This is a genomic window from Wolbachia pipientis (assembly GCF_030373985.1).
GTDB lineage: Bacteria > Pseudomonadota > Alphaproteobacteria > Rickettsiales > Anaplasmataceae > Wolbachia > Wolbachia pipientis_D.
Map to the genome: position 1 here is coordinate 270,990 of NZ_JAUCRB010000001.1, position 24,218 is coordinate 295,207.

23 protein-coding genes, 2 rRNA genes and 2 pseudogenes are annotated in these 24,218 nt (G+C 35.2%); 8 read left to right on the forward strand and 19 right to left on the reverse strand.

Features of this window, described 5'->3' with window-relative positions; genetic code table 11:
* Positions 1–145: 145 nt before the first annotated feature.
* Genes ruvX through QUS22_RS01455 form a run of 3 tightly spaced genes read right to left on the reverse strand, consistent with a single transcriptional unit; the run spans position 146 to position 3,527 of the window.
* On the reverse strand, positions 146–613 hold the full coding sequence (gene ruvX, locus QUS22_RS01445) for a Holliday junction resolvase RuvX (RefSeq protein ID WP_289513277.1): 468 nt from the start codon (positions 611–613) through the stop codon (positions 146–148).
* Positions 613–2,397: a ribonucleoside-diphosphate reductase subunit alpha gene (locus QUS22_RS01450; protein ID WP_289513208.1), complete on the reverse strand. Its 1,785-nt coding sequence runs from the start codon at positions 2,395–2,397 to the stop codon at positions 613–615. Before QUS22_RS01450 ends, ruvX begins: the two co-directional genes overlap by 1 nt.
* Before the next feature lie 56 nt (positions 2,398–2,453).
* Positions 2,454–3,527 carry a methyltransferase gene (locus QUS22_RS01455; protein ID WP_289513209.1) on the reverse strand — a complete coding sequence of 358 codons (1,074 nt, stop codon included), beginning with the start codon at positions 3,525–3,527 and terminating at the stop codon, positions 2,454–2,456.
* Between the two features lie 349 nt (positions 3,528–3,876).
* Between QUS22_RS01455 and QUS22_RS01460 the strand changes: the two genes are divergently transcribed.
* Positions 3,877–6,668: ribosomal RNA gene (locus tag QUS22_RS01460) — 23S ribosomal RNA — on the forward strand.
* A 66-nt stretch (positions 6,669–6,734) separates the two neighbouring features.
* A 5S ribosomal RNA gene (rrf, locus tag QUS22_RS01465) occupies positions 6,735–6,841 on the forward strand.
* A gap of 14 nt (positions 6,842–6,855) precedes the next feature.
* Here rrf and QUS22_RS01470 read toward each other — a convergent pair.
* From QUS22_RS01470 to rpmH, 3 genes are all read right to left on the reverse strand, one after another.
* Complete coding sequence (locus tag QUS22_RS01470; protein ID WP_289513210.1) at positions 6,856–7,128, reverse strand: hypothetical protein; 273 nt, start codon at positions 7,126–7,128, stop codon at positions 6,856–6,858.
* An 86-nt stretch (positions 7,129–7,214) separates the two neighbouring features.
* Complete coding sequence (gene rnpA, locus QUS22_RS01475; protein ID WP_289513278.1) at positions 7,215–7,559, reverse strand: ribonuclease P protein component; 345 nt, start codon at positions 7,557–7,559, stop codon at positions 7,215–7,217.
* 7 nt (positions 7,560–7,566) lie between these two features.
* Positions 7,567–7,701, reverse strand: coding sequence for a 50S ribosomal protein L34 (gene rpmH / locus QUS22_RS01480; RefSeq protein ID WP_289513211.1), 135 nt, complete (start codon positions 7,699–7,701; stop codon positions 7,567–7,569).
* A gap of 125 nt (positions 7,702–7,826) precedes the next feature.
* On the opposite strand from rpmH, the gene pstC reads away from it, so the two are divergent.
* The 5 genes from pstC (at position 7,827) to QUS22_RS01505 (ending at position 11,888) form a co-directional block, all read left to right on the forward strand.
* On the forward strand, positions 7,827–8,927 hold the full coding sequence (pstC, locus tag QUS22_RS01485; RefSeq protein ID WP_289513212.1) for a phosphate ABC transporter permease subunit PstC: 1,101 nt from the start codon (positions 7,827–7,829) through the stop codon (positions 8,925–8,927).
* 109 nt (positions 8,928–9,036) lie between these two features.
* Positions 9,037–10,479 (forward strand): F0F1 ATP synthase subunit beta, encoded by a 1,443-nt coding sequence (gene atpD, locus QUS22_RS01490; RefSeq protein ID WP_289513213.1) that lies wholly within the window; start codon positions 9,037–9,039, stop codon positions 10,477–10,479.
* Positions 10,480–10,484: 5 nt separating this feature from the next.
* Positions 10,485–10,817, forward strand: coding sequence for a F0F1 ATP synthase subunit epsilon (locus QUS22_RS01495; protein ID WP_289513214.1), 333 nt, complete (start codon positions 10,485–10,487; stop codon positions 10,815–10,817).
* Between the two features lie 26 nt (positions 10,818–10,843).
* Entirely contained in the window at positions 10,844–11,488 is a 645-nt protein-coding gene (fsa, locus tag QUS22_RS01500) for a fructose-6-phosphate aldolase (RefSeq protein WP_289513215.1), read from the forward strand.
* A gap of 187 nt (positions 11,489–11,675) precedes the next feature.
* The gene (locus QUS22_RS01505; RefSeq protein WP_289513216.1) at positions 11,676–11,888 is read left to right on the forward strand and encodes a hypothetical protein; all 213 of its coding nucleotides are present in this window, start codon (positions 11,676–11,678) and stop codon (positions 11,886–11,888) included.
* 253 nt (positions 11,889–12,141) lie between these two features.
* On the opposite strand, the gene QUS22_RS01510 is transcribed toward QUS22_RS01505, so the two are convergent.
* From QUS22_RS01510 to QUS22_RS05605, 9 genes and pseudogenes are all read right to left on the reverse strand, one after another.
* Positions 12,142–13,878, reverse strand: coding sequence for a hypothetical protein (locus tag QUS22_RS01510; protein ID WP_289513217.1), 1,737 nt, complete (start codon positions 13,876–13,878; stop codon positions 12,142–12,144).
* Positions 13,879–13,941: 63 nt separating this feature from the next.
* Complete coding sequence (locus tag QUS22_RS01515; protein WP_289513218.1) at positions 13,942–14,145, reverse strand: hypothetical protein; 204 nt, start codon at positions 14,143–14,145, stop codon at positions 13,942–13,944.
* A 208-nt stretch (positions 14,146–14,353) separates the two neighbouring features.
* Complete coding sequence (locus QUS22_RS01520; RefSeq protein ID WP_289513219.1) at positions 14,354–15,718, reverse strand: reticulon family protein; 1,365 nt, start codon at positions 15,716–15,718, stop codon at positions 14,354–14,356.
* A gap of 100 nt (positions 15,719–15,818) precedes the next feature.
* On the reverse strand, positions 15,819–16,010 hold the full coding sequence (locus QUS22_RS01525) for a hypothetical protein (RefSeq protein ID WP_289513220.1): 192 nt from the start codon (positions 16,008–16,010) through the stop codon (positions 15,819–15,821).
* A gap of 182 nt (positions 16,011–16,192) precedes the next feature.
* Entirely contained in the window at positions 16,193–16,402 is a 210-nt protein-coding gene (locus tag QUS22_RS01530) for a hypothetical protein (protein ID WP_289513221.1), read from the reverse strand.
* Between the two features lie 72 nt (positions 16,403–16,474).
* Positions 16,475–16,612, reverse strand: a complete 138-nt coding sequence (locus tag QUS22_RS01535; protein WP_289513222.1) for a hypothetical protein — start codon at positions 16,610–16,612, stop codon at positions 16,475–16,477.
* Positions 16,613–16,656: 44 nt separating this feature from the next.
* Complete coding sequence (locus QUS22_RS01540) at positions 16,657–17,052, reverse strand: hypothetical protein (protein ID WP_289513223.1); 396 nt, start codon at positions 17,050–17,052, stop codon at positions 16,657–16,659.
* 242 nt (positions 17,053–17,294) lie between these two features.
* Positions 17,295–18,014: an ankyrin repeat domain-containing protein gene (locus tag QUS22_RS01545; protein ID WP_289513224.1), complete on the reverse strand. Its 720-nt coding sequence runs from the start codon at positions 18,012–18,014 to the stop codon at positions 17,295–17,297.
* Positions 18,015–18,055: 41 nt separating this feature from the next.
* Positions 18,056–19,140 (reverse strand): annotated as a pseudogene (locus QUS22_RS05605) (phage terminase large subunit); the annotation flags it as partial.
* 115 nt (positions 19,141–19,255) lie between these two features.
* Between QUS22_RS05605 and QUS22_RS05645 the strand changes: the two are divergent.
* Positions 19,256–20,244, forward strand: a pseudogene (locus tag QUS22_RS05645) (alpha/beta hydrolase family protein).
* A gap of 127 nt (positions 20,245–20,371) precedes the next feature.
* Here QUS22_RS05645 and QUS22_RS01565 read toward each other — a convergent pair.
* The 4 genes from QUS22_RS01565 to QUS22_RS01580 form a co-directional block, all read right to left on the reverse strand.
* Positions 20,372–21,859, reverse strand: coding sequence for a DegQ family serine endoprotease (locus QUS22_RS01565; protein ID WP_289513228.1), 1,488 nt, complete (start codon positions 21,857–21,859; stop codon positions 20,372–20,374).
* 3 nt (positions 21,860–21,862) lie between these two features.
* Positions 21,863–22,735 carry a protease modulator HflC gene (gene hflC, locus QUS22_RS01570; protein WP_289513229.1) on the reverse strand — a complete coding sequence of 291 codons (873 nt, stop codon included), beginning with the start codon at positions 22,733–22,735 and terminating at the stop codon, positions 21,863–21,865.
* Between the two features lie 2 nt (positions 22,736–22,737).
* Positions 22,738–23,775: an FtsH protease activity modulator HflK gene (gene hflK / locus QUS22_RS01575; protein ID WP_289513230.1), complete on the reverse strand. Its 1,038-nt coding sequence runs from the start codon at positions 23,773–23,775 to the stop codon at positions 22,738–22,740.
* 83 nt (positions 23,776–23,858) lie between these two features.
* Positions 23,859–24,071: a hypothetical protein gene (locus tag QUS22_RS01580; protein ID WP_289513231.1), complete on the reverse strand. Its 213-nt coding sequence runs from the start codon at positions 24,069–24,071 to the stop codon at positions 23,859–23,861.
* Positions 24,072–24,218: the final 147 nt, after the last annotated feature.

Genomic DNA, 24,218 nt, shown 5'->3' on the forward strand with positions numbered 1-24,218 from the left:
TGAACGGATACGCGATCTTTACCAAAAAGGATGTTATCCAGGTAGCAGGCATTGAGATAACATCGGTGGTTGATATCTTGTATTTGCTCTGCTGCAGTGTAGGAAGTTCGTACAATTGTACGTCACTTGTTGAGCTGATGAATAGCTATTTGATTGCATTCATCTTGTTTAACGTGCGTTGTAAAATAATACATGCAGAAATTTTATCATCTATTTTTTTCGATTTTTTGATTGATACTCCAGCAATCTTTAGTATGTGAGTTGCAATAAATGTTGATAAGCTTTCATCTTGCAAATATATATTCACTTTATATTTTTTTATCATTCTATTTGCAAATTGGATTATAGTTTCACACCATTCACTTTTTTGTCCATCTATTTCCAGTGGTAGCCCTATTACTATTGACCCAGCTTCGTTTTCTTTAAATATTCTATTCAGATACCCTAAATCTTTGCTTATATTTTTTCTGTTGTACGCGCTATGAGCTGTAGCTATGAGCTGCATTCTATCACTGAATGCTATGCCTATTCGCTTTTCTCCCATGTCGAGGCACATTATGCGCTTGTCTTTTGGGATGGATTTTAGAAATTTATTAGGATTTTTGTGTAGCATCATTGACATGACAAGCATTCATCATAATCGATATCTGTTTTTTGCTGCAATATTCCACTTTTTTTAAATATGTCATGTGAAACCTTGTCAGCTCTCTGGATTGACTGTGATCTACAGTAATATAAGCTCTTCAGGCCTTTTTTCCAAGCAAGCATATGTATTTTGTGCAAATAACGTTTGTGTATGTTAGGAGGTAGAAACAAGTTAACTGATTGAGATTGGCAAATGTAAGGTGTTCTATCACTTGCGTGTTCTATAATCCACCTTTGATCAAGTTCATACGCTGTTTTAAATGTTAATTTTTCGTGCTCGCTAAGGAAATCTAAGTGCTGTACAGAACCTTCATTTGTCGAGATTGAGGACCATACTTTATCGTTGTCTTGATTTTTTTTTGCTAATAGTTTTTGCAAAAATTTGTTTCGCACTACAAATGAGCCTGTTAGTGTCTTTTGTGTGAATACATTTGCTGCATATGGTTCTATCCCAGGTGAAGTATTGCCTGCAATAATGGAAATTGAAGCAGTTGGAGCAATAGCAAGCTTGTGTGTAAATCTGTCCATTAGGTTGACTTCTTTAGAGTCAAGACATGCTCCCTTTTCATCCGCTAATTTTTTAGAGACCATATCTGCTTGCTCGCGTAGATACTTGAATATTTTTTTATTCCACTGTTGTGCTATTACTGATTCAAAAGGAACCATTTTACTTTGTAAAAATGAGTGAAAACCCATCACACCAAGACCGATACTACGCTCTCTTATTGCAGAATATTTTGCTCGTTGTATTTCGCCTGGTGCTTTATTTATGAAATCCTCTAATACATTGTCAAGGAAACGCATTATATCTTCTATGAAAAGCTCATTATCTTTCCATTCTTTATAATATTCAAGATTCACTGATGATAAACAACAGACAGCAGTGCGTGGTTTGTTTAGATGATCATAACCCGTAGTTAGAGTGATTTCACTGCACAGATTTGACATTTTAATGTCTAAATTGAGTCTTTTGTAAGACTCTGGCTTATTGTTATTCGTTGAATCAAGGAAGATAATGTAAGGCTCTCCAGTCTCAATTCTTGCGGTTAATATTTTGATCCATATATCACGTGCTTTGACAGTTGAAATAACTTTGTTGTTGTGGGGGCTAATTAAATCCCATTCTTGGTCATTTTCAACAGCTTGCATGAATTTATCATTTACTGTTATGGCGTGATGTATATTTAATGCTTTGCGATTTGGGTCACCCCCTGTTGGCTTGCGTATATCAAGAAACTCTTCTATCTCCGGATGGGATACAGGAAGATAGACTGCTGAACTTCCTCTTCTTAAGGACCCTTGGCTGATTGCAAGCGTTAGAGCATTTTGCACCACAATAAATGGTACAATTCCTGATGTTTTGCCCCCACCTTTTACACTTTCACCAATTGAACGTAGATTTCCCCAATAACTACCTATTCCTCCTCCACGTGCAGCAAGCCAGACATTTTCGTTCCATAAATCAACTATTCCCTGCAAACTGTCTTCGGTTTCGTTAAGAAAGCAAGAGATAGGCAGTCCTCTATTGGTGCCACCATTACTGAGTATTGGTGTTGAGGGCATGAACCACAAGTTGCTCATGTAGTCATAAAGACGCTGTGCATGCTCTTTATTATCAGAATAGTGGCTTGCAATACGTATGAAGAGGTCTTGATAACTTTCATTTTCTATCAAATACCTATCTGATAAGACTGCTTTTCCAAAGGCGGTCAATTTACCGTTTTTTTCGTGATTAACAGTAATGTTACTCATAAATTCCTCTTTAATGTTTAGTTGTATATAGACATTGCTTTGAGTAATAGTGATCTTTAAGTTAAGCTTTTCGATTTTTCTTGTGGATGCTGTAGTGCAAACAAGATACCATCAACCTGACTTCCATATATTTTACAGTAACTCATGTAACTTATTTGCATATTGATTTCTTTTGCAACGTGTTGGACATAACTTTCTGAGTGACGAAAACAGTCTCCTTTATTTACAAATTCAATGCCTTTACCTTCCTTTCTTCTTATTAAGCATATTATCACTCCTTTTTTACTTGTAGATCTTTTCGCTAATTCCAATTCTGCTTGAAAGTCATGTAGATAATGTAACACTTCGGCAAGAATTATAACGTCATACAGGTGGTTTCTTTCTTGTTTAAGGAAATCCGTCATTTCCATGTGTATTAACTCATTATAAACAGTTTTACCCTTTATAAAGCATCCTCTAGCAATGTTTAGCATTCTGTTTGAGATGTCAACTCCTGTTATGGAGATTCCAATATTGTGTATTTTTAAGAAATGACCACATATTCCAGTTCCACAACCAAGATCAAGTATGTTGAGTGTAGAAGTGGAATTATTAAAGATTTCTGTAATTACCATGTGTATAAGTTCGTGTCCTCTATACTGTTTAGCGATTAACCAATGCTCAACAAAGTATTCACCGGTGTAGTCAAAATATTGTTTTATGAGATTTGTGGGCAGTTTCGTAATGGATGCTGGATCTATCATTTTTTTTATGTAGTAGGATGCTTCTTCATAATTACTGTTTAGTTTTAGTGTCCTTGTAAAATAGGTGTAAGCTTTGCTAGTATTTTCCATTGCAAAATGACATCTTCCAATATTATACCAAATTATAGGTAATTTGGGATACAATATGCTGATTAACCAAAATCGTAATTTTGCATCTGATATGTTACCTTTATAGAAGTGATATAACCCGATTTCAATATTGGTGTTTAATAGATTTTTGGACTTTTCAAAAAATATTGTTATTTCCTTATAGAGAGCATTGTATTTGTTTACAGCGAACTGCTTGACTTTCTTAATATGAAACATACCGATTAACTTGAAAATAAAACTTAAAATAACATTTATAAAGGATGAATTGCTTTTCATATCTTAAAATACTCTTGATGTTTACTATCATTTTTGAATGTGCTGGATTTTTAAAGTATTTCATATTATGGAATATTTTTTTCATTAGCTTTTTATTGTTTATAATACTGCTTTAAAATTTACCTAGATTATAAATTTTACCTACTTAGGATTACAAGTATATTATTATTGTTGCCAACGTAAGTAAATATTTTGTGTAAAAAAACGTTGACATATCGCTTGTTGCTTTCTAACATATAGAAAGTTAATTTAGTTTTTAGATGTTTGACAAGTTTTATGGTAGAGATTAATTTAATCTCAATTCAATTTTAATAGTATTTAACTCTGCATATTCTACATATAGTTGAGTAAATAAATTATTTAAGAGCACTTGATGGATGCCTTGGCGTTAAGAGGCGATGAAGGACGTGGCAGGCTGCGATAAGCTGTGGGGAATTGTCAACAAGTTTTGATCCGCAGATTTCCGAATGGGGGAACCTAACTAGCTAAGCTAGTTATTGCATATTAAATTAGTATGTAAAGCAAACTTGGTGAACTGAAATATCTAAGTAACCAAAGGAAAAGAAATCAACTGAGATTCTGTTAGTAGTGACGAGCGAAAGCGGAAAAGGCTAGTGGTTTAAAAATAAGAATTAGAATACTCTGGAAATGGTAACCGTAGAAGGTGATAGTCCTGTATAAGTAGAAAGTTTTTAAATCTTTGAGTAGGGCGGGGCACGTGAAACCCTGTTTGAATGTGGGGGGACCATCCTCCAAGCCTAAATACTCCTTAACGAACGATAGTGAACAAGTACCGTGAGGGAAAGGTGAAAAGAACCCCGGGAGGGGAGTGAAATAGAACCTGAAATCGAGTGCTTACAAACAGTTGGAGCTCTATGTTTTTCTACAAGGTTAATCTTGTGATTGATTTACATTAGAGTGACAGCGTACCTTTTGCATAATGGGTCAGCGAGTTAATCTATAAAGCAAGCTTAAGCCGTTAGGTGTAGGCATAGCGAAAGCAAGTCTGAATAGGGCGTTTTAGTTTTATGGATTAGACCCGAAACCAAGTGATCTAGTCATGACCAGATTGAAGGTGTGGTAAGACACACTGGAGGATCGAACCAGTTAATGTTGCAACATTATTGGATGAGTTGTGATTAGGGGTGAAAGGCCAATCAAACTTGGAAATAGCTGGTTCTCCGCGAAATCTATTTAGGTAGAGCGTTGTATGTATATTGTTGGGGGTAGAGCACTGGATAGACTAGGGGGACTCACCGTCTTACCAAATCTAACTAAACTCCGAATACCAATGATTAATTGTGCAATAGACACACTGCGGGTGCTAAGTCCGTAGTGAAAAGGGAAACAACCCAGATCACTATCTAAGGTCCCAAAATTGCAGCTAAGTGGGGAAGGAAGTAGAAAAATCATTACAGCTAGGAGGTTGGCTTGGAAGCAGCCATCCTTTAAAGAAAGCGTAACAGCTCACTTGTCTAAATAAGTTTTTCTGCGCTGAAAATGTACCGGGGCTGAAGCTGTATACCGAAGATGCGGGTGCTTATTGATTTCAATCAATAGGTGCGGTAGCGGAGCGTTCTGTAAGTCTGTGAAGGTAGTTTGTAAAGACTGCTGGAGATATCAGAAGTGAAAATGCTGACATAAGTAGCGTAAAAGAGTGTGAAAAACACTCTCACCAAAAATCTAAGGTTTCCTACGTTAAGTTAATCTGCGTAGGGTTAGTCGGTTCCTAAGGTGAGTCCGTAAAGGAGTAGTCGATGGCAATCAGGTTAATATTCCTGAACCTCTTAAGTGTGACGGGTTTTGTATTTGTATAGGTCTTATTGGATTGATCTATGCTTAAAAGGAGCCCCAGGAAATAGCACTTATATTTATTGAGGCCGTACCGTAAACCGACACTGGTGGATGAGTAGAGTATACTAAGGTGTTGAAAGAATGATGTTGAAGGAACTTGGCAAATTATACCTGTAACTTCGGGAGAAGGGTAACCTGCTTTTAGGTAACTATTAGTAGGTGGCACAGAATAGGGAGTAGCGACTGTTTACTAAAAACACAGGACTCTGCAAACACGTAAGTGGAAGTATAGGGTCTGACGCCTGCCCGGTGCTGGAAGGTTAATAAGAAGGGTGTAAGCTCTAATTTGAAGCCCCAGTAAACGGCGGCCGTAACACTGACGGTCCTAAGGTAGCGAAATTCCTTGTCGGGTAAGTTCCGACCCGCACGAATGGCGTAACGATTTCTCCACTGTCTCCAACATCAATTCAGCGAAATTGAATTCCCCGTGCAGATGCGGGGTACCCGCGGTTAGACGAAGAGACCCCGTGCACCTTTACTATAGCTTTACATTGCTATTAAGAGTGTGATGTGCAGGATAGGTGGGAGGCTTTGAAGTTATGGCGCTAGCTGTAATGGAGCCATCCTTGAGATACCACCCTTTACACTTTTGATATCTAACTATGCTTCATTATCTGAAGCTAGGACATTGTATGGTGGGTAGTTTGACTGGGGCGGTCGCCTCCTAAAAAGTAACGGAGGCGTGCGAAGGTAAGCTAGAGCTGGTCGGAAATCAGCTTGATAGTATAATGGCATAAGCTTGCCTGACTGCGAGGCTGACAAGCCAAGCAGAGACGAAAGTCGGTCATAGTGATCCGGTGATTCTGTATGGAAGGGTCATCGCTCAACGGATAAAAGGTACGCCGGGGATAACAGGCTGATGGTGTTCAAGCGTTCATAGCGACGACACCGTTTGGCACCTCGATGTCGACTCATCACATCCTGGGGCTGGAGAAGGTCCCAAGGGTTCGGCTGTTCGCCGATTAAAGTGATACGTGAGTTGGGTTTAGAACGTCGTGAGACAGTTCGGTTTCTATCTGCCGTGGGTGAAGGAAATTTGAGAAGATCTAACTCTAGTACGAGAGGACCGAGATGGATATACCTCTGGTGTACCAGTTGTTATGCCAATAGCATCGCTGGGTAGCTATGTATAGATGGGATAATCGCTGAAAGCATATAAGCAAGAAACCCTCTTCAAAAAGATTTCCCAATTAAGGCCGTGGGAGACTACCACGTTGATAGGCTAGGTGTGGAAGCATGGTAACATGTGAAGCTAACTAGTACTAATAGCCTGATTGATTTATTTGCTTTCTATATGTGCATATGCAGTGTTAAATATTTTATTGAATTTGTAGAATTAAAGGTTTTTATTGACTTGGTGGCTATAGCAAAAATGAAACACCCGATCCCATCCCGAACTCGGAAGTGAAACTTTTTAGCGCTGATGGTACTTGAAAAGGGAGAGTAGGTCGCTGCCAAGTTTATAAAAATTTCTTTAGGAGCGTTGCTTATCTTTTCCTATACCTCGGTTGTTTTTTATGTTATCTAATACTGTTCCTACCTTTTTTTCATATGATAAATCCTTTTCTAAAGAAAAACTTTTGATTTTTGATAGTGTTGCATTATCTCCCACCTTGTTTAATAATTTTTGTTGCTGCTGAAATGCTGACTTCCAATCTGTCCCTTTTTCTTTTCCTTTAGAGGGGAATAAAGGCCCATATAGCTCACCAAAGCTTGTATTATTTACTTCGTTTGTGTATTCCACCATTTACCACATCTATTGACTATCTTTAAAAATTTTACTTATGTTATCATAAATAATATAGTTGTAAACACCTTGATTGAGATTTTTTTTTATTTTATTTTTTTTAGGCAAATATTTAGATCTTGCTGTAAGTTTTTATAACTTGCTTGCATAATATTTTTATGAGTTACTATTATGTAATAGTACCCCACGTTATTTATGCCTAAAATGCTAAATCTAGCAAGCGCTCGTAATCGTCTTTTGATTTTATTTCTCTTTGTTGCTTTTCCAGCTTTTTTACTAATAACCAGACCTATTCTAATGGTGTCAATATACTTTTCTGGCTCTCTCTCTTTTATAGCAAGTAATGATATGTAAAGCCCGCGGTAAAAAAGATTATCGAATGCTAACTTGTTTTTAAAAGCGAATGAAAAATCTTTTTTTTTATGCTTGATAACTTAACTATGCACATAATCTTTTGCACCCTAATGAGCGACGCCTGTTAAGGATTTTTCTTCCAGCTCTTGTTTCCATACGTGAACGAAAGCCATGCCTGCGTTTTCTTATCAAATTTTTTGATTGAAATGTTCTCTTCATCGTTTTTATAAATATAATTGGTTATTTTAGTTTATTTTAATTTATTGTCAAATGGTGGTTGCATTATATATATTAGATACTCCTAAAGTTGTATTCTCGTAAAATAAGATTCTATATATGAATAGATGAATTCGTTGGCAATAATCCTTTCCATACCTACGCTACTAATTCTTTTATTTTGTTTTAACAAGTTTCAGCAAGTGAATAAGGTTAAATCTTACTTATATCTTAGTTGTGTGTGGATGTTAACTTGGTTGTTAATACTCTGTAACAATTGTTTTTTAACTTCCATTTTTATAGCATTACTTTTTTTCATGTTTGCTTTTATCTTTAAAGGTAAAAGAAACAAGATAATCAAATTTTCACTATTTGTGGCTCTGGCCGTATCGTTTTTTATTACTTTATTTATAATGCTATCTATTCTTAGCCAATCTATTAATTTTTTTAAAGAAGTAGCTATTTCAGAATTCTTGTTTTGCTTGAAATGGAGCCATAATGTGGTAACTATCAATGAAGAAAAGATAGGATGTTTCGGTATAACCCCGCTTTTGGTTGGTACATTAGTTATAACTATTGTAGCAATGTTAGTTGCTGTTCCGCTTGGTTTATTTTCTGCGATATATATTAGTGAATATGTAAGTGGGAAAGTGCGTTATATTGTTAATACAACTTTGCAAGTTTTATCTGCTATTCCTACGGTTGTATATGGGTATTTCTCAGTTGTATTTTTATCTTCCTCTGTGAAACAGATAGCGAATTTTTTTGGTTTAAACATACACTCAGAGAGCGCCTTGGTTGCTGGTTTATCGATTGGGATAATGATTCTTCCTTTTATTATTTCTTTATTAGAAGATGCAATCAGATCTGTTCCAAAGAGCTTGCGTTATGGCTTTATGGCGTTGGGAGCAACCCCAGCGGAAACTATATGGCACATAACAATACCTTATGCAATGCCTACAATTTTAAGTGCAATTTTATTATCAATTTCAAGAGTAATAGGTGAAACAATGATTGTGCTGATGGCTGTAGGAATCAACTCAAACTTGACTTTTAACCCTCTTAATTCAGTCACTACTATTACTGTACAGATTGCTACATTACTTATCGGGGATCAGGATTTCAATAGTGTGCAAACTCTTGCTGCTTATGCGCTTAGTTTAGTGCTATTTATTATTACTTGGTTGTTAAATGGGTTTGCATTGTTTATAATAAAGCATAATGAGTGAACGTTTTAATGTTGCAAGATTTCTATTAATAATATAAGATTTATTTTCTTTAGAAGTTCTTTATGAGCTTTTTTATGAGATTATAAAGTTAGGTGATAGAAGTAAAAAGATGAACATAGGTAGAGCAGTTAAGGTAACTCAAGCAGTTGTTGATTTAAAATTTGAAGGTGAACTACCTCAAATATTTAATGCTTTAAAAAGCAGACTAAAATATAAGGGCAGGGAGTTAGTTTTGGAGGTTTCACAGCATATAGGTGATAATATAGTCCGTTGTATTGCTATGGATAGCACAAATGGTGTATCAAGAGATGATGAATTTGTTGATACAGGTGCACCGATATTAGTTCCGGTTGGGCGTTCAACTTTAGGGAGGATTTTTAATGTTGTTGGAGACCTTATAGATGAATGTGGCCCGCTGAAAGGAAAGTATGATTTTAAATCTATACATAGAACACCTCCAAGTTTTGCTGAGCAGAAAGTACAGGAAGAGGTTTTAGTTACAGGAATAAAAGTTATAGATCTTCTTGCCCCTTACCTTAAAGGAGGAAAAATTGGCTTATTTGGTGGAGCAGGTGTTGGTAAAACAGTTCTAATAATGGAATTGATTAACAATATAGCAAAAGCTCATAAAGGATTTTCCGTGTTTGCTGGAGTGGGGGAGAGAACGCGTGAAGGTAATGACCTTTATCACGAGATGGTTACCTCAAATGTAATAAATATAAATGAGCACGAAAAGTCTCAAGCTGTTTTGGTTTATGGTCAGATGAATGAGCCTCCTGGAGCACGGGCTAGAGTTGCTTTAACAGCGCTAACTATGGCAGAGTATTTTCGTGATTGTGAAAACCAAGATGTTCTATTTTTTGTGGACAATATCTTCCGTTTTACACAAGCTGGTTCTGAAGTTTCTGCTTTACTCGGAAGAATACCTTCAGCTGTTGGTTATCAACCAACCCTTGCAACTGACATGGGTGCAATGCAAGAAAGAATAGCTTCAACTACTTCTGGTTCTATTACTTCTGTGCAAGCTATATATGTTCCTGCGGATGACTTGACTGATCCAGCTCCTGCAACTACATTTTCTCATCTTGATGCAACCACAGTATTGTCAAGGCAAATAGCTGAAATGGGAGTATATCCTGCTGTTGATCCGCTTGATTCAACTTCTCAGTCTTTATCCGCTGAAATCATTGGTGAAGAACATTATGGAGTAGCTTCTGAGGTGAAACGTATATTGCAAACTTATAAATCATTGCAAGATATTATTGCCATACTTGGTATGGATGAACTATCTGATGAAGATAAAATTATTGTTGATAGGGCCCGTAAAATTCAGAAGTTTCTTTCTCAACCTTTTCACGTTGCAGAAGTATTTACTGGCATGCCAGGCAAATTTGTTTCACTTTCTGATACTATTTCTAGTTTTAAAGGGATTGTTGAAGGCAAATACGATCATTTGCCAGAGGCTGCCTTTTATATGGTAGGAAATATAGATGAGGCAATAAAAAAGGCTGAATTAATAGAGGCTGAAACTAAAGTTGGAACTAAAAATTAAAGATTATGAATACCTTCAAAGTGCAATTTTTCTCTCCTGATAATCAAATTATATTCAATAAAGTAATTTCTCTCTCGGTAAGTGGGCTAGAAGGGGAGATTATGGTTTTAGCTCACCATTCTCCTTATTTAATTTATTTATTACCTGGTATAATTACTGTTAAAGTAAATAATCGAAAGAGAGAGAAAGTTGTGATTAGTGGTGGTATATTAGAAGTTGTGAGTAATGATTGTAGCTTTATGACAAGTCAAGTTCAGGTTTTTGATTGTGCAATTCATGATGAGGAATCGTTTAAAAGTAAGGGGATTAATATGAGATTAAATTATCTTAATCAGTAAGTTTTTATTATGTGTTATTATAGAGTATGGATATTTTTCTTGATAGCGTTGATTTAAATGAAATTAAAGAGCTAAAAGAATTCATTGATGGTATAACGACCAATCCTTCTTTAATAGCAAGGTCAGGGCGTAAAGATAAATACGAAGATTTAGTAAGTGAGATATGCTCTATTATAAAAGGGCCTGTTAGTGTTGAGGTTGTTGCAGATAATTATGAGGAAATGGTTAAAGAAGGCATTAAATTAGCGAAAATAGCTAGTAATATCGTAGTCAAGTTGCCTCTTACACACGAAGGATTAATTTCTTGTAAAAAGTTGTGGACAGAGCATGAAATACCTGTTAACGTTACATTATGTTTTTCTCCTGGGCAAGCACTGTTTGCCGCTAAGGCCGGTGCTTGTTTCATTTCCCCTTTTGTAGGACGTCTTGATGATGTGAGCTATGATGGTTTATCACTAATAGAAGATATATGCATTATATATTCTAATTACGGCTTTGATACTAAAGTTCTTGTTGCATCAGTGAGAAGTCCAGCGCATGTGATAAAAGCTGCAAGGCTCGGTGCTGATTCAATTACTGTACCAGCAAAAGTACTTGAACAATTGCTCAATCATCCACTTACTGACCAGGGGCTTGCAATATTTGAAAAAGACTGGGGTGCAAAACAGTAAACGTTTACAGAAGTTTACTAAGTAAAAAAGGTAAGGAAAATCCGTAGTAGTTAGTTATTTACTATCTATTTTAAACTATATATGATTTTTTGTAACGCTAGCTAATAATAAGCGCAATTCAAGACATGTTCTAAGCGGTGCGAGAGACGGAAGCTGAAAAACAAAACTTTCAGAAGATATTCTCAGCGTGAAAACGACCACAGAACAGACACCATTTTCCGCTTTTGTAGCAGAAACTGCTATCAATACTGGAACTACTATAACTTACACTAAATCGTGCAATGCAACAATTGTAAAACATCAAAATACTACCCCTAGAATTGATAATACTGGAGCTATCTCAACTAATACCAAACTATATGAAAATATCAATAAAGTAGTGAAGATCTTGATGAAATAGGACGACACCACCCGATACACGAAAACAGCAAAGAAGCTCAAAAGGGTACCATATGCTTCTAATTCCTTTTTAGCCGAAATGAAACTGTGTTTTGATAGCGGATCTGCTGGTGCTAAGCTCGAAAAAAGTAGAAAAGACGGAGCAACTTGATGTTAAATACAGTGAAACTAACACCAACACCTTCAGGGTAAGGGATTTTATCCCCTGCTCTGATTGAGTGGTTAAGGTATACAAGAAGAAAAAGGTCAGGTAATTATTGATAAACCTGCTTATTTTCTTTATTGGCTTTTTGACGCTTTCGCACAGCCTCATCAACATAACGAAAGGGTCTAACATTTTTAGGAATTGCTCCTTTAGAATGTTGTTGTATAACCTGAATAACACGTATTTCTGAAAGTTTGTTACATGACCCAGAAGGTCTGTGACTTCGGGTCGGCCAACTTTTACACAGCATGTATGACGATAAACTAGATTTTAATGGACTTATAGGAGTTACATCACTATTGATTGAAAGCGCCAAATTATCCACCTCAGCATTAGAAGAACCTGTAGCTTGTAAAGCAACACCACTACCATTGCTAGGTGGTTGATAGGGAACATGAACTTGTATTTTATAAGTACCATGTTCTTTCAGAGATTTACTCTCAGATTTATTACTAACTCTATCCTCATCAAACTTTGCTTTAAAATGCTCACTGCTACTTTTTTCTAGATTACCTTCACCAAATATTAAAGAAAGAGACCCCTCACAAGCTACTTGCTTACTTTCAGCATTTACCGCAGCCATGCCTGTGGATAGCTGTGATTGATGAATTGAACCTACATTATTTTGCAGGAGGAACAGAAGCCCTGACTCACGCCTGGGAGATTCCAACTGTGTAGGTATCATTTCTTTAGGCAATGGTAACTGCGACAATGGCTGAAAACGAAACTCAGGGCCAATGGACAATTCATGTTTTTTATTGATTACAGAGTTTTCTATAATTTTTGTTATCACACAGTAAGAAATTTCTGAATTAGAAAAGTCTATACCGTATATTGCATTGTTTCCATTTACTGACAATTCTGCTTGAGTTCTACCACTAGTATCGTTAAGTATAATATTATTAAATGCACTATTTATAGTACGTGCTTCTTCCTTTGTCATAAATCTAATTCCCTTATGACCTTGTATAACAGGTATGAGAACTGAGGCTTCTTTTCTATTTAAAGGGGAAGCACAAATAAACCCATCTATTACCACCCCAGTTAATTGATCAATAGACTCTATTATCATGTTTTTAAATAACTTCACCTTATAATCAACACTATTACTAACCCCAAGGTCCATACCTATAAGCCATGCAACATATTGTGTTATACTATCAATAAAACGAACATCATCTAAAACATTTCTTATATATATACCATTACCTTTAACTTTTAAAAGCTTCTTAGGAACATTCTTATACCTTTTTTTTACTTTTAATGAAAACTCTCTCTCAAATTGCTTACGTAATTTTGAACTGGGAAACTCATCATGGCACAAATATTTCTCCTTGTTAAATGCTACAGTTTCGCTACTAATCTTCATGCCTTCCAGGACATCTTTTTTAAGTGAAGAAGCTAAGTGAGACTTCAAATTATGAATTACACCTGTGTCTATTGGTGTTACAAACTTAAACCCACGATACTCATCCCCAAGCAACTCTCCTTTATTGAGGCTAAATGGAAAAGATTCAACATCAAAAATTAGCTTAGCTGTGTTTAATACTGCTTCATCTGTACTTTCTTCTTTAATGCAGTAAAACTCACCTATTATTTTCCTCTTTATATCTCTCAGGTATTCTACACACTGATACTCATCAATACCTTTATCGAATGAGACTGTAATATAGTTCTTTCCACCTCTGTCTTCCAACTTGAAATTAGTTTCAACTGTGTCACGAGCATAATTATATACATTAAAAACACTCACCAACGCTCTTAATGTTTCTTTTATATCAGTCATACCAAACCCCTGTCTTTAAATTACAACCACTACTTTTTCTTACTGTTACTAGTTCTACTAGAACTACCTACTTACAGAACCACTAGGATTATCTTTCTCTTTCTGCTCAGATTGACGTTTTCTTTCTCGTATTCTCTTCGCTGTATCACTATGATCATCAAACCTCGCTCCTTTAACAGCTAGCACTTGTCCACCACCTTCACCTTTGTTTTGAAGATCCCACTCTTTTTCCCCCTTGAACTTTTCTTTATCATTACTCCCGTGCATTTTAACCACCTGTAAGAATATTACTTAATCAGTATATCAAAAGCAAATTATAGTGTAAACACTTTTTTTATATTTTTTTAGTCTTATTCACCTTTCTTATACTCCAGCGTCACGCGCTGGAATGATACCCTTCTTTTGTCATACCAATACCCATAGAACATGACCCCAACTTCCTTTCCCTGTTATACAAGTAAGCTAACGCTGAGATCTATCTACCTAACGATGGTGCCCTTTCTGTTGATTGACATACTGTAATTTCTACATTATTAAGTTCGTTTGTTGGCTGGGCACTACTCATAGGGCTTTGTTGAAGTTCATGTTCAGAACCTTTCAAATTAGTAAAATCGTATTCATAACCAGCAACAGAACTTTTAACAGACTGTTTTGGAGCTACTCTGTTAGGAATAGAGCTTTGAGCCGGTTGATTTGAAGCTTGCTTATAGATATCACTGCTATCTTGGTTTCCCTTTCTTGCCCATCTAGCACTGCATCCATAAGAAGTCCGATTTTCTGTCGATCCCTCTGTATTCGCTGCAGATTGCTCTAGAGCAGATGGACACATAGCAATAAATTCCGTTGATTTTTCTTGTTCATTTTCTTTAACTGCTTTTGTTTCTTTTAGCTCACGATTCTCTCTATTCATATCATATTTGTATACAGAATGAATCATATTTTTTAGAAAATTTGATAAAAGATCAAGCTGTGGTTTAGTCAGAGGGATTGGCCTAGCAATTCCAGATGAAAAGTCAAAAAGGGAAATTTGCACAATGGGCCGAGCTCTTTCTCTTTCATCTACCTTTATTCTTATATATTCACAAACTTCTTTAGTTGCTTCTTTTTCTTTTGTTGATGTTTCTTTTGCTTTTTTGTCAACTTCTTTAGTTGTTCCTGTTTTTATCGCAACTGTCAGGTCGATTTCAAAGAATGTTGCTAGAGCCGTAAGAATCCAACCAACCGCAAACGTTTGCAATTTTAATTTAAGATCGTGTAAGGCTGCTAATCTTTTTAATATTTCTATTTTCTTTTCTTCGGGTAGATCACCATCGAATAACCTTTCTTCTAATTTTTTTATCTCTTTAATAATTTTTTCATTGAGGCTTAAATCTTTTGAAAATACCTTATTGATTAATCCTTTAACTTTATAATATAAAAATCTGATTATTGAAGCAAGCCAGCTTTTTTCCTTCCTCTCCTTTATCATATTAAAGATTTTTGGATCTACATCTACATCAAACTCATTAAAAAGAGGTTTTAAGAATTTAAACAGCTCTTGTAACAAGGTATCTATTCCACTTGTAAAGTAATCTTCCTCTTCTTTGATTGGAAGCTCTACACCAGATAATACATTTCTAAAATCTTCTTCGTTATTCTGCTCTACCTGAGAGAATATGCCATCAACATGACCACAAGCTTCGCGCTCCAACTTAAGCCGCTTAAGTGCAGATTTTTTCGCGATTTCCTCGACAGCACCTTTAAGCTCATTCAGTTTTTCTTCTGCAGATAAATCCTGCTCCCTGATCTTAACTTTGAAGATTGAGCTGTCGTTGTTACCGTTAAAAGGATTTTCAATCATATTTATTCCTTTCTATTATCAAACTGTATAATTTAATTTTATGGCACTAAACATTTAATAAATGTTAATATTAAAGGAGTCAATAAAATTATTTACTTTTTTAGCTATAGCTATTATAGCATGCATTATTAAATATTTTGATAATATCTTTTATTTTTGTTGCTTCTTCAAATTCTAAATTGTCAGCATGTTTTAACATCTGCTTTTTCGAATCGTTTAAATCATTCCTACTAAAATTGATTTTTTTCTTACCCATTACTTTATCTTGTAAAGTATTTGATATAGACTGCATTATAGCTTTGAGTATGATATTATGTAACAGTATTATACTATTTTTGTTTCTTTCTTCAAAACCTATCCATGAAACTCTATATTGAGCAACTTTGAGTTTATGCTTCTTGCTGTTGTGTAGGAGAAGATAAAGATATACTACCTAATAAGAGTTTACTGGTGAGCTCATTGCTTCAGTACGCATCAATTTTCCAGATCTAGTAAAAACCCTTGTTTTATGGCTTCTTTAACTAACAACCCTCCAAATTGGCAATTTTTTCTTATTTCCTCATTACAACTGTTTAATTTTTTCCACTTCTCTTGATCTCTTACCTCTACCTTTACTATATCTTTATTTCCCTTATCATGGTATAACTTAACTTCTAACTCTTTCTCACCAATATAGAAAGTCAACGCTATATCATTACCGTCCGCAAGTTCCGTATAATTGCTTATACCATTTTCATTATAATTTCTACCTCACTTTTACCGAGCTTTAATTATATTCCTTCCATATCCCTCTTCTCTCTGAGTTATCCCTAAATTTCTTGCCCCATCTGTAATTTTTGCAACATGTATTGTGCTGTCCTCTGAATATTCTAAGTAAAAAGTAGAGCTATCCATTCTTGCCTCTTGTACCTTACCAGTAGCTGCATTTTTAGCGATTTTCATGAATTTAAGAGTACGATTCGATAAACTAGGCAAACTTGTTTCATATTAGCTTTGTGACCTTTAAATTCTTCTAGTGCGTCAATTATGCACATGCTGTTTATGTTGTATAACACCGCTACTTGCGATACCAATTTACATACTATACCACTAGCAACTTCTATATCTTTTTCGGTTTTATGCTTCTTTTTTAAGTCGCTAGTTCTTTTTATTACATAATCTGCAAAACAGTATTTACTTTCATGCGTCTTTCCATATAGCTTCCCTTGATGAGGAAGATTAAGCCTTATTCTAGATTTTATAGCTTCATTTACAACTTGCTCCAGTTCGTTCATACTTTGAGCTCCATTTACTTCCTCTAGAAGTGGCTTCAATTTCTGTTGCTCGTGTAGCATTAAATTATCCCACAGAGTTGCTAAATTTGGGCAGATGTTCTTTTCTCTCTAATCCTTTGTAGTTAATCGCCCCCACTGCTAGCAGAAATCTTTCTGCTTCTTTATGAAAAATCTCATCTTTCAATTCTCTAACAGATTGAGGAATCCATGACCTTCCTTTATTATCATGAAGGTTTAAAACCCTTCTTAAATTTTGAGTATCATTGTGTTAATTTAATAGCTTTTTTAACTCAGTAAGGCCATTATCTTTTATTTAAGGCCCTGTATAACTTTTCTTCCAAACTCTTTTGTTTGTCAATTAGAAGCAACCTTTTAACATTGTAGTTATGATTACCAATTGCAACTTCTAGTGGGATTTCTTCTTGTTCATCAGGTGTATTGAGAGCTCCTTTTTCTAGGAGTAAATCTACACTTTTACCACAACCGGAATAAGCAGCATAGTGCAAAGGTGTTTTTTCTCTATTGTCCTTTTTATTGATTTCAGCCCCAGCCTCCGAGAGTAAATCCATAAGCTTTTCTACTGCTGGATCATTTATACTTGATACCAAATGCAGTGCTGTTAACCTAGATTCTCCTCTCTCAAGATTAAGGACAGTTTTTAGATAATCATTACCATGATTCTTCTGAAATAACCCTTTCAGTCTTGTAATATATCCATCTACAATAGGATGACTGCTGTCACTAAAATATGGAAGATCTTTAAGAATCATTAACATCTCTTCATTCAACTTCTTTTGATCTGGTGTGGAAGTATGTACGTCAGCAAACCATATACATATTAAATTATCAAATGTATCTTTTCCAACAACATCAATTAAAGGGCAATCACTACGAGGTAGCAATGAATATTTAAGCAATTCATACTCATCATCAACTGGTCTTTTTTCCTGTTGTGTTTTTTCTGCTTTCTCCCGATGCTTGAATTCTTTATCTTTGATTAATCTAACTGAGCACTTTAACATTCTAAAACTTCTACTTTCCGATAAAGAATCTGCTCCTTTGTTAAATAGGATTTATTGCCTACTTTTGTACAGGTGGTGCAGGCGCTGAAGTCGTTAGTGTCACTTGTTGAAACTGCAGTGTCCCAGCTTTGAGTTATATGTGAGAGATTATCAGGGAAATTTTTATAGCGCTACAGCCACTCTCGTTTGATTATACCATTTGAAAGTAGTAGAGGATTCTGTTGGTATTGCGCAGCAAAAGCATAGCTCCCAAGTTCGGCTTTTATCATCTCAACTTCTTTTTTTCCTCCATCTAGGGGTATAGCAACTGACCTTCCTTTCTTAGGTATAAAACTTGCAGATGTAGTGTGTGATGCTGTAATCCAGCTTTTATTGTTGGTATACTCATCCGTAGTTACTCGGATGACAGGAACAGGGGGCACTGGCTTTTTGGTTGAATAAATAACCTCCTTATTTTCATATATCATTGGTAAATAAGCGTGATGCCATATATTTTTTGGTTTGGAAAGAAGATGCCCAGTTAAGTCTTCCAGGTGTAGCCTGTGCATCACAAGAACAATTGCTCCTTTTTTTCTGTCGTTTGGCTTGGTTACTAAGTCCTAAGTCTGATCAAACCAGTTTGTGGCACGCTTTCGAAAAGTTTCACTCAAAGCTTGAGTAGGACTTAGTGGATCATCAACGATGATGAAATCTCTACCTTCACTGATTAATGTTCCTTCAACTGATGTTGTGATCCTATATTCTCTCTGCACTGTTTGAAATTTGTATTTAGTGTTCTGGTCTTTAGGTAGTTCTACTTCCAGAAATAGCTCTCTATACTAACTGGTTGCATTACACACCTTGTATAGAGTGAGTGCTTTTCGCTAAGCTGCCGAGAATAACTTGCAACTATTATTCTTACAGTTGGTTGATTTCCCAGTATCCATGCAGGCCACGCAACGCTCACGCATATCGACTTCATTGAATGGGGAGGCATGTTGAATATTATTTGCCTCACTTTGCCAACATTTGCTGCCTCTAGCCTATCTGCTACGACTTTTATATATTGATAGTCATTATATTCACACTCCGGCACCACCGTTTGAAAGCATAACTTGATGAATCTTGGAAAGTTTATTTTGTTCATAAGGATTAATTTTTTAAAGTTTTATATATTGTTAAATTAATGCGATGAGGATTAGGACGTGACAGCAATGGAAAGAGTGAAAACTAAAGAAGAATTTGTAAAAACTTAAAATGGGATGAAAATCAAGATAATTACGCTTCCTGATAAAAATATAGACTAGAATAATGATCAAAGTGAAAAATATCTGGTATATTTTATTGGCGGGAATAGGGCGTAAAAGTCTAGCAAAGATTATTTCTAGGTTGTGATTGGGCTAAAGAGTAGGGTATCACTGTACATCTCTTTAATTATCCTGGGCTTGGGTTAAGTAAAAACAGTTCATTAATACGTAGTAATAGAGTTAAATCTGGTATTGCAGTTGTAACTAACTTATTAGAAAAGGGAATAAAACTAGATGGTATTATATTATTCAGAGACTGCGTAAGTAGGCATGTAGTTGCGGAAATTCGTAAAAATTTTAAAGGTAGAGATATAAATTTGTAGTGTATTGTTAGCAATGCTACTAGTTTTCTCAGACAAGCATCTCTTTATTATTTTGAGTTCATAGCGAAATTAAAAATTTTTCTTGCTCCGATAATCAAGCTAGTATTAAGGATTTTTGGTTTTCATTGGAAAACACATAAAATCGTAAATTCAATTGCTCCTTATACGATGTACTTTAACCGAGAGGAAGACAAAACAATTAAACAAGCAGCTCAGCTTGCAACAAAAGTAGAAAAAATAGAATGAAATAGTAGAGAAAAAGATTACCAAAAAAAAAGAGGTCTTTGAAGGCTTTGAAGAGAGTGAAAAGTTTTTCAAATAACATGCAACGTTAAGAGAAAGCAGTGAATGCATTGATCCTGAAAAAGCTGATAAAGATATATACATACTACCAATTACATGTTTAAAATCTTCCAACGAAACTTGATATGCTTTTCCTAAGTTAATTAGTTTATACGTTCAGAAGGTAGATAAATATTTTGCTAAACATGGCTCACTAAACAATGGAGAGAAAGTTGAGGAGTTTAAAAAAATAAGTTGTATGAAGGTTTTTCTAGCTGTGCAAGTTCAGAGAATTTCTCGCATGATCGTAATATGAAAGACCATTCGGGATTGTTCTAGCACATAACGTTGGGACCTAGGAAAAAAAGGGAGCATGGATCCCAATGTTGAGCACTGAAATAACAGTAGGCAACGCAACAAGCTCAATGTTAGAAGTATATACCGCAACAGCAAAAGCTAGAACAGGTTATTTCTTCAATCTTATTGAAGTAAAAAACTGATTTCCATTGCGGTAAATAAGCAACATTATTGAATCTTTACCTTTTTTCTTTACTGCTAAATTAACTTGTTTTTGAAAATCATCAGTGTTTTCTATATCAACTTCGTCTAGTTGGATGATGATGTCTCCTTTTTTAATGCCACGCAGTGTAGCATTACTGTTAATATCTACGTTGGTAACTATTACACCTTTTGTAGGTGCGTCGTTTTGAATTTCTTTTGATTCTTTCGGCAGATTTGAAACAGTTAGACCAGTTATATAATCAGATGTTGATTTGTTTTTTTCTTGGCTACTATCTTGGTTGTCGATTGCAGATTCTGCAATGATGACCTTAATGTTAACTTCTTTGCCTTTTCTAAGTAATTTAATTTGTACTTTTTTCTCAGGCTCAGTTCTTGAAACCATTTGAAGTAATTGTGTCATTCTATCGATTTTTTTACCATCAAACTCTAATAATATATCACCTACTTTAATACCACCTTTTTCTGCGGGACTGTTCTTTACTATGTCTGCGACCAATGCACCTCTTGTATCTTTTAAGCCTAAAGACTCAGCAAATTCTCTTGTTATAGACTGGGCTTGCACGCCAAGCCAACCATGTTTTATTTTTTTACCACTTTTTAATATGTCAATAATTGATACAGCTAGATTAGACGGTATGGCAAAGCCTATACCCACATTACCGCCAGACTCAGATGGGGAATAAATAGCGGTATTAATACCTATAACTTTTCCATTTAAATCAAATAATGGCCCTCCGGAGTTGCCTCTATTAATTGCAGCATCAGTTTGGATAAACTCATTCGTGGTACCAATACTAATATCCCTTGACCTTGCAGATATAATTCCTGTACTTACAGAGCCACCCAAACCAAATGGGTTGCCTATTGCCATAACCGTATCGCCAACCCTTGCTTTATCAGAATCACCAAATGTTACAAAAGAAAGATCTTTGTCAGCTTTGATCTTAAGCACGGCAAGATCAGTTTTTGCGTCATAGCCCAAGACTTCTGCTTTGAAATAAGTGTTATCGTTCATAGTGACTGTAATATCTTGGGCGTTTTTAATAACATGATGATTAGTTACTATAGTTCCACTTTTATCTATAATAAACCCAGACCCAAGCAGTATCACCTCTCTGTTAATACTAGGACTCCTGTCCATAAAAAACTGATCAAAGTGCTCAAAAAACTCTCTAAAACCATCAAAAAAGTCATTTCGTGGTATAGGTGAAACTCTAGTTCTGTTGCTATTTTCTTGCTTAATAATTTGCTCACTAGAAATATTTACAACTGCAGGGATGAGTTCTTCAACTAGGTCAGCAAGACCATGATTAGAATTGCATGTGGGAGTACTAGTATCTGCAGCCTTTTTTGTACCCCAGTCAAACATATTGGCATACAAAGAAAATGAAATCAAAAAACATGCAAATATAGATAAAACCTTGCTTTTCATAAGCTATTTCCATCCCTTATTCATAATATTCAAGAAACTATTATTTGGTGAAAGTATAAATTTGGTGTTATTTCCAGCGAACGATTTACTGTAAGCGCTCATAGAGCGATAAAAATTAAAAAACTCTTTATCAACCTTAAACGCCTCGTTATAAATTCTGGTTGCTTCAGCATAACCACGGCCTCTTATTTCATAGGCTTCCTTTACTGCACTAGCAATGATTTCCCTTTTTAGTTTATCAGCTTTTGATCTAATTTCCTGCCCTACTTGCTCTCCTTCTGCTCTGATTTCCTTTGCTTCTTTTTCTCTTTCAGTTTGCATACGGAGGAATATTGCAGAACTATTTTCTTCTGGTAAGTCTGCTCTCTTAATCCTTACATCTATTATTTCTATACCAAATTTTCCAGCTTCAGAGTAAACTCCACGTTGGATTAATTGCATGACTTCTGACCTTTTTTCATTCAATAAACTAATTAATGAAAATCTTCCTATATTTTCTCTTATGTGAGCTTCCATGATTGGATATAGTCTTCTCACTAACCTTGATTCATTTCTCACAGTTTGGTAAAAAGTGACAGGATCGATTATTTTATATTTTGCATAGGCATCTACTATGATACGTTTTTGATCTGCAGTTATCACTTCTCTTGGAGTTTTATCAGGACTTAAATCTAAAACTCTCTTATCAAGAAATTCTACGTTATTTATAAATGGCAACTTAAAATATAAACCGCTTTTCCTAATATCTCTTACGACTTTACCCAATTGTATGACTATTGCTTGCTTTGTTTCTTGCACAACAAATATTGAGCTAGATAGAACGATCAACAGAATAGCAAATACAGAAGCAAACGCAATTTTAATATTACTATACATGACTATTTCTCCAAATTTGTAAGAGGTAGATAAGAAAACATACCTTTCAGGTCATCAGTTACAACAACTTTATCTACTTTATTAAGAATATTTTCCATAGTTTCAAGATAAAGACGATTCTTGACGAGAGAAGGATTTTGCTTGTATTCTTCATAGAGGGACAAAAAGCGATTTGCATTACCTTTTGCTTCATTTGTTATTTCATTTTCATATGCCTCTGCATCTAGTTTTATCTTTATTGCCTCACCTCTTGCTCGAGGTATAATATCATTGCTATAAGCATATGCTTCGTTTATGGTACGCTCTTTATCTGCGCGAGCACTTTGTACATCTCTAAATGAACTAATTACTTTTTCTGGTGGGTCTATTTTTTTCATTTGGACAGATAGAATTTCTATGCCCATTTGGTATCCATCAAGAATCTGTTGCAGTAAAGTTCTAGTGTCTCTGGAAATTTCAGCTCTGCCTTGACCTTCGAGTCCAAAAGAGATCGTGTTTTTACCTATTATCTCCCTCATGGCACTCTCGGCAGCATTTTTGACACTAAAGCCAGGTTTATAATCTCGCACTTTGAATAAGTAATCTTTAGCATCTCTAACGCGCCATTGGACCTCAAAATTAACATTAACTATGTTCTCATCTCCAGTAAGCATCACACCTTCACCGCGATCTGTATCTTGCCCATAGGAGCTACTTACCCCAATTTCTTCACGATTTACTTCTTTAACATTCACTTTAAAAACCTTACCAATAGGGTAGGGGAAGTGATAGCGCAAACCAGGTGTTTCTGTGTTAGAATATTTGCCAAAAGTAAGTTCTATACCTTCCTCACTCGGATGGACAATATAGAAGCCAGTACAAGCATAGATGAACAAAATAATAAAAATGATTAAATAAGGTTTTTTGCCGCTATTTCTTGTTAAACCAGTGAAGAAATACCTTACCTCAGATATAACTTTACTTAAAATATCTTCATTATTAGGAGCTTTATTCCTTATTGGTTTCTTGCCCAGATTCCAAGGATTATTCTCATCAAGCATAATGATTAATTCTATAATTAATGCGCTAATATTACTTCATTTAGTAGGAAAATGCAAATACAAATTACTATTTTATTTACGAGTTAATTGTTAAGATGGAAGACATGCTCATACACTTCCTTTTCTCTATGTAGTATTGTTGACTCTATGGAATTCTCTGGCTTTTTTTTAAATTCTTTGTTGTCGTTTTTTAGGTGCACTACGTTTTCATGCAGGTAAGAATAGTGATAAGATAACAAAACTATTGTTAAAACTGCAATGATTAAGAGAAGGAGTGCCCTTTTTGTACATCTCATAAATTAGCTAAAGAGCCTTTAACCTAATTCTCCACGCTTTCAAAAAACACGTCAAGCAAAATTATTCGAAAATGAATGAACGTTGATAGTCATGTTAACACTAACTTAAGAAATGAAAATGTACAATACAATATATTTAATTAATAG

Coding starts and splice junctions, on each gene's coding strand:
- QUS22_RS01455 (WP_289513209.1), bottom strand. CDS start 3,527: ATGAAAAGCAATTCATCCTTTATAAATGTTATTTTAAGTTTTATTTTC.
- rpmH (WP_289513211.1), bottom strand. CDS start 7,701: ATGAAGAGAACATTTCAATCAAAAAATTTGATAAGAAAACGCAGGCAT.
- QUS22_RS01510 (WP_289513217.1), bottom strand. CDS start 13,878: ATGACTGATATAAAAGAAACATTAAGAGCGTTGGTGAGTGTTTTTAAT.
- atpD (WP_289513213.1), top strand. CDS start 9,037: ATGAACATAGGTAGAGCAGTTAAGGTAACTCAAGCAGTTGTTGATTTA.
- pstC (WP_289513212.1), top strand. CDS start 7,827: ATGAATTCGTTGGCAATAATCCTTTCCATACCTACGCTACTAATTCTT.
- fsa (WP_289513215.1), top strand. CDS start 10,844: ATGGATATTTTTCTTGATAGCGTTGATTTAAATGAAATTAAAGAGCTA.
- QUS22_RS01580 (WP_289513231.1), bottom strand. CDS start 24,071: ATGAGATGTACAAAAAGGGCACTCCTTCTCTTAATCATTGCAGTTTTA.
- QUS22_RS01470 (WP_289513210.1), bottom strand. CDS start 7,128: ATGGTGGAATACACAAACGAAGTAAATAATACAAGCTTTGGTGAGCTA.
- QUS22_RS01450 (WP_289513208.1), bottom strand. CDS start 2,397: ATGAGTAACATTACTGTTAATCACGAAAAAAACGGTAAATTGACCGCC.
- QUS22_RS01540 (WP_289513223.1), bottom strand. CDS start 17,052: ATGCTACACGAGCAACAGAAATTGAAGCCACTTCTAGAGGAAGTAAAT.
- QUS22_RS01535 (WP_289513222.1), bottom strand. CDS start 16,612: ATGGATAGCTCTACTTTTTACTTAGAATATTCAGAGGACAGCACAATA.
- QUS22_RS01525 (WP_289513220.1), bottom strand. CDS start 16,010: ATGCAGTCTATATCAAATACTTTACAAGATAAAGTAATGGGTAAGAAA.
- ruvX (WP_289513277.1), bottom strand. CDS start 613: ATGCTACACAAAAATCCTAATAAATTTCTAAAATCCATCCCAAAAGAC.
- QUS22_RS01520 (WP_289513219.1), bottom strand. CDS start 15,718: ATGATTGAAAATCCTTTTAACGGTAACAACGACAGCTCAATCTTCAAA.
- QUS22_RS01545 (WP_289513224.1), bottom strand. CDS start 18,014: ATGTTAAAGTGCTCAGTTAGATTAATCAAAGATAAAGAATTCAAGCAT.
- QUS22_RS01515 (WP_289513218.1), bottom strand. CDS start 14,145: ATGCACGGGAGTAATGATAAAGAAAAGTTCAAGGGGGAAAAAGAGTGG.
- QUS22_RS01495 (WP_289513214.1), top strand. CDS start 10,485: ATGAATACCTTCAAAGTGCAATTTTTCTCTCCTGATAATCAAATTATA.
- QUS22_RS01565 (WP_289513228.1), bottom strand. CDS start 21,859: ATGAAAAGCAAGGTTTTATCTATATTTGCATGTTTTTTGATTTCATTT.
- hflC (WP_289513229.1), bottom strand. CDS start 22,735: ATGTATAGTAATATTAAAATTGCGTTTGCTTCTGTATTTGCTATTCTG.
- hflK (WP_289513230.1), bottom strand. CDS start 23,775: ATGCTTGATGAGAATAATCCTTGGAATCTGGGCAAGAAACCAATAAGG.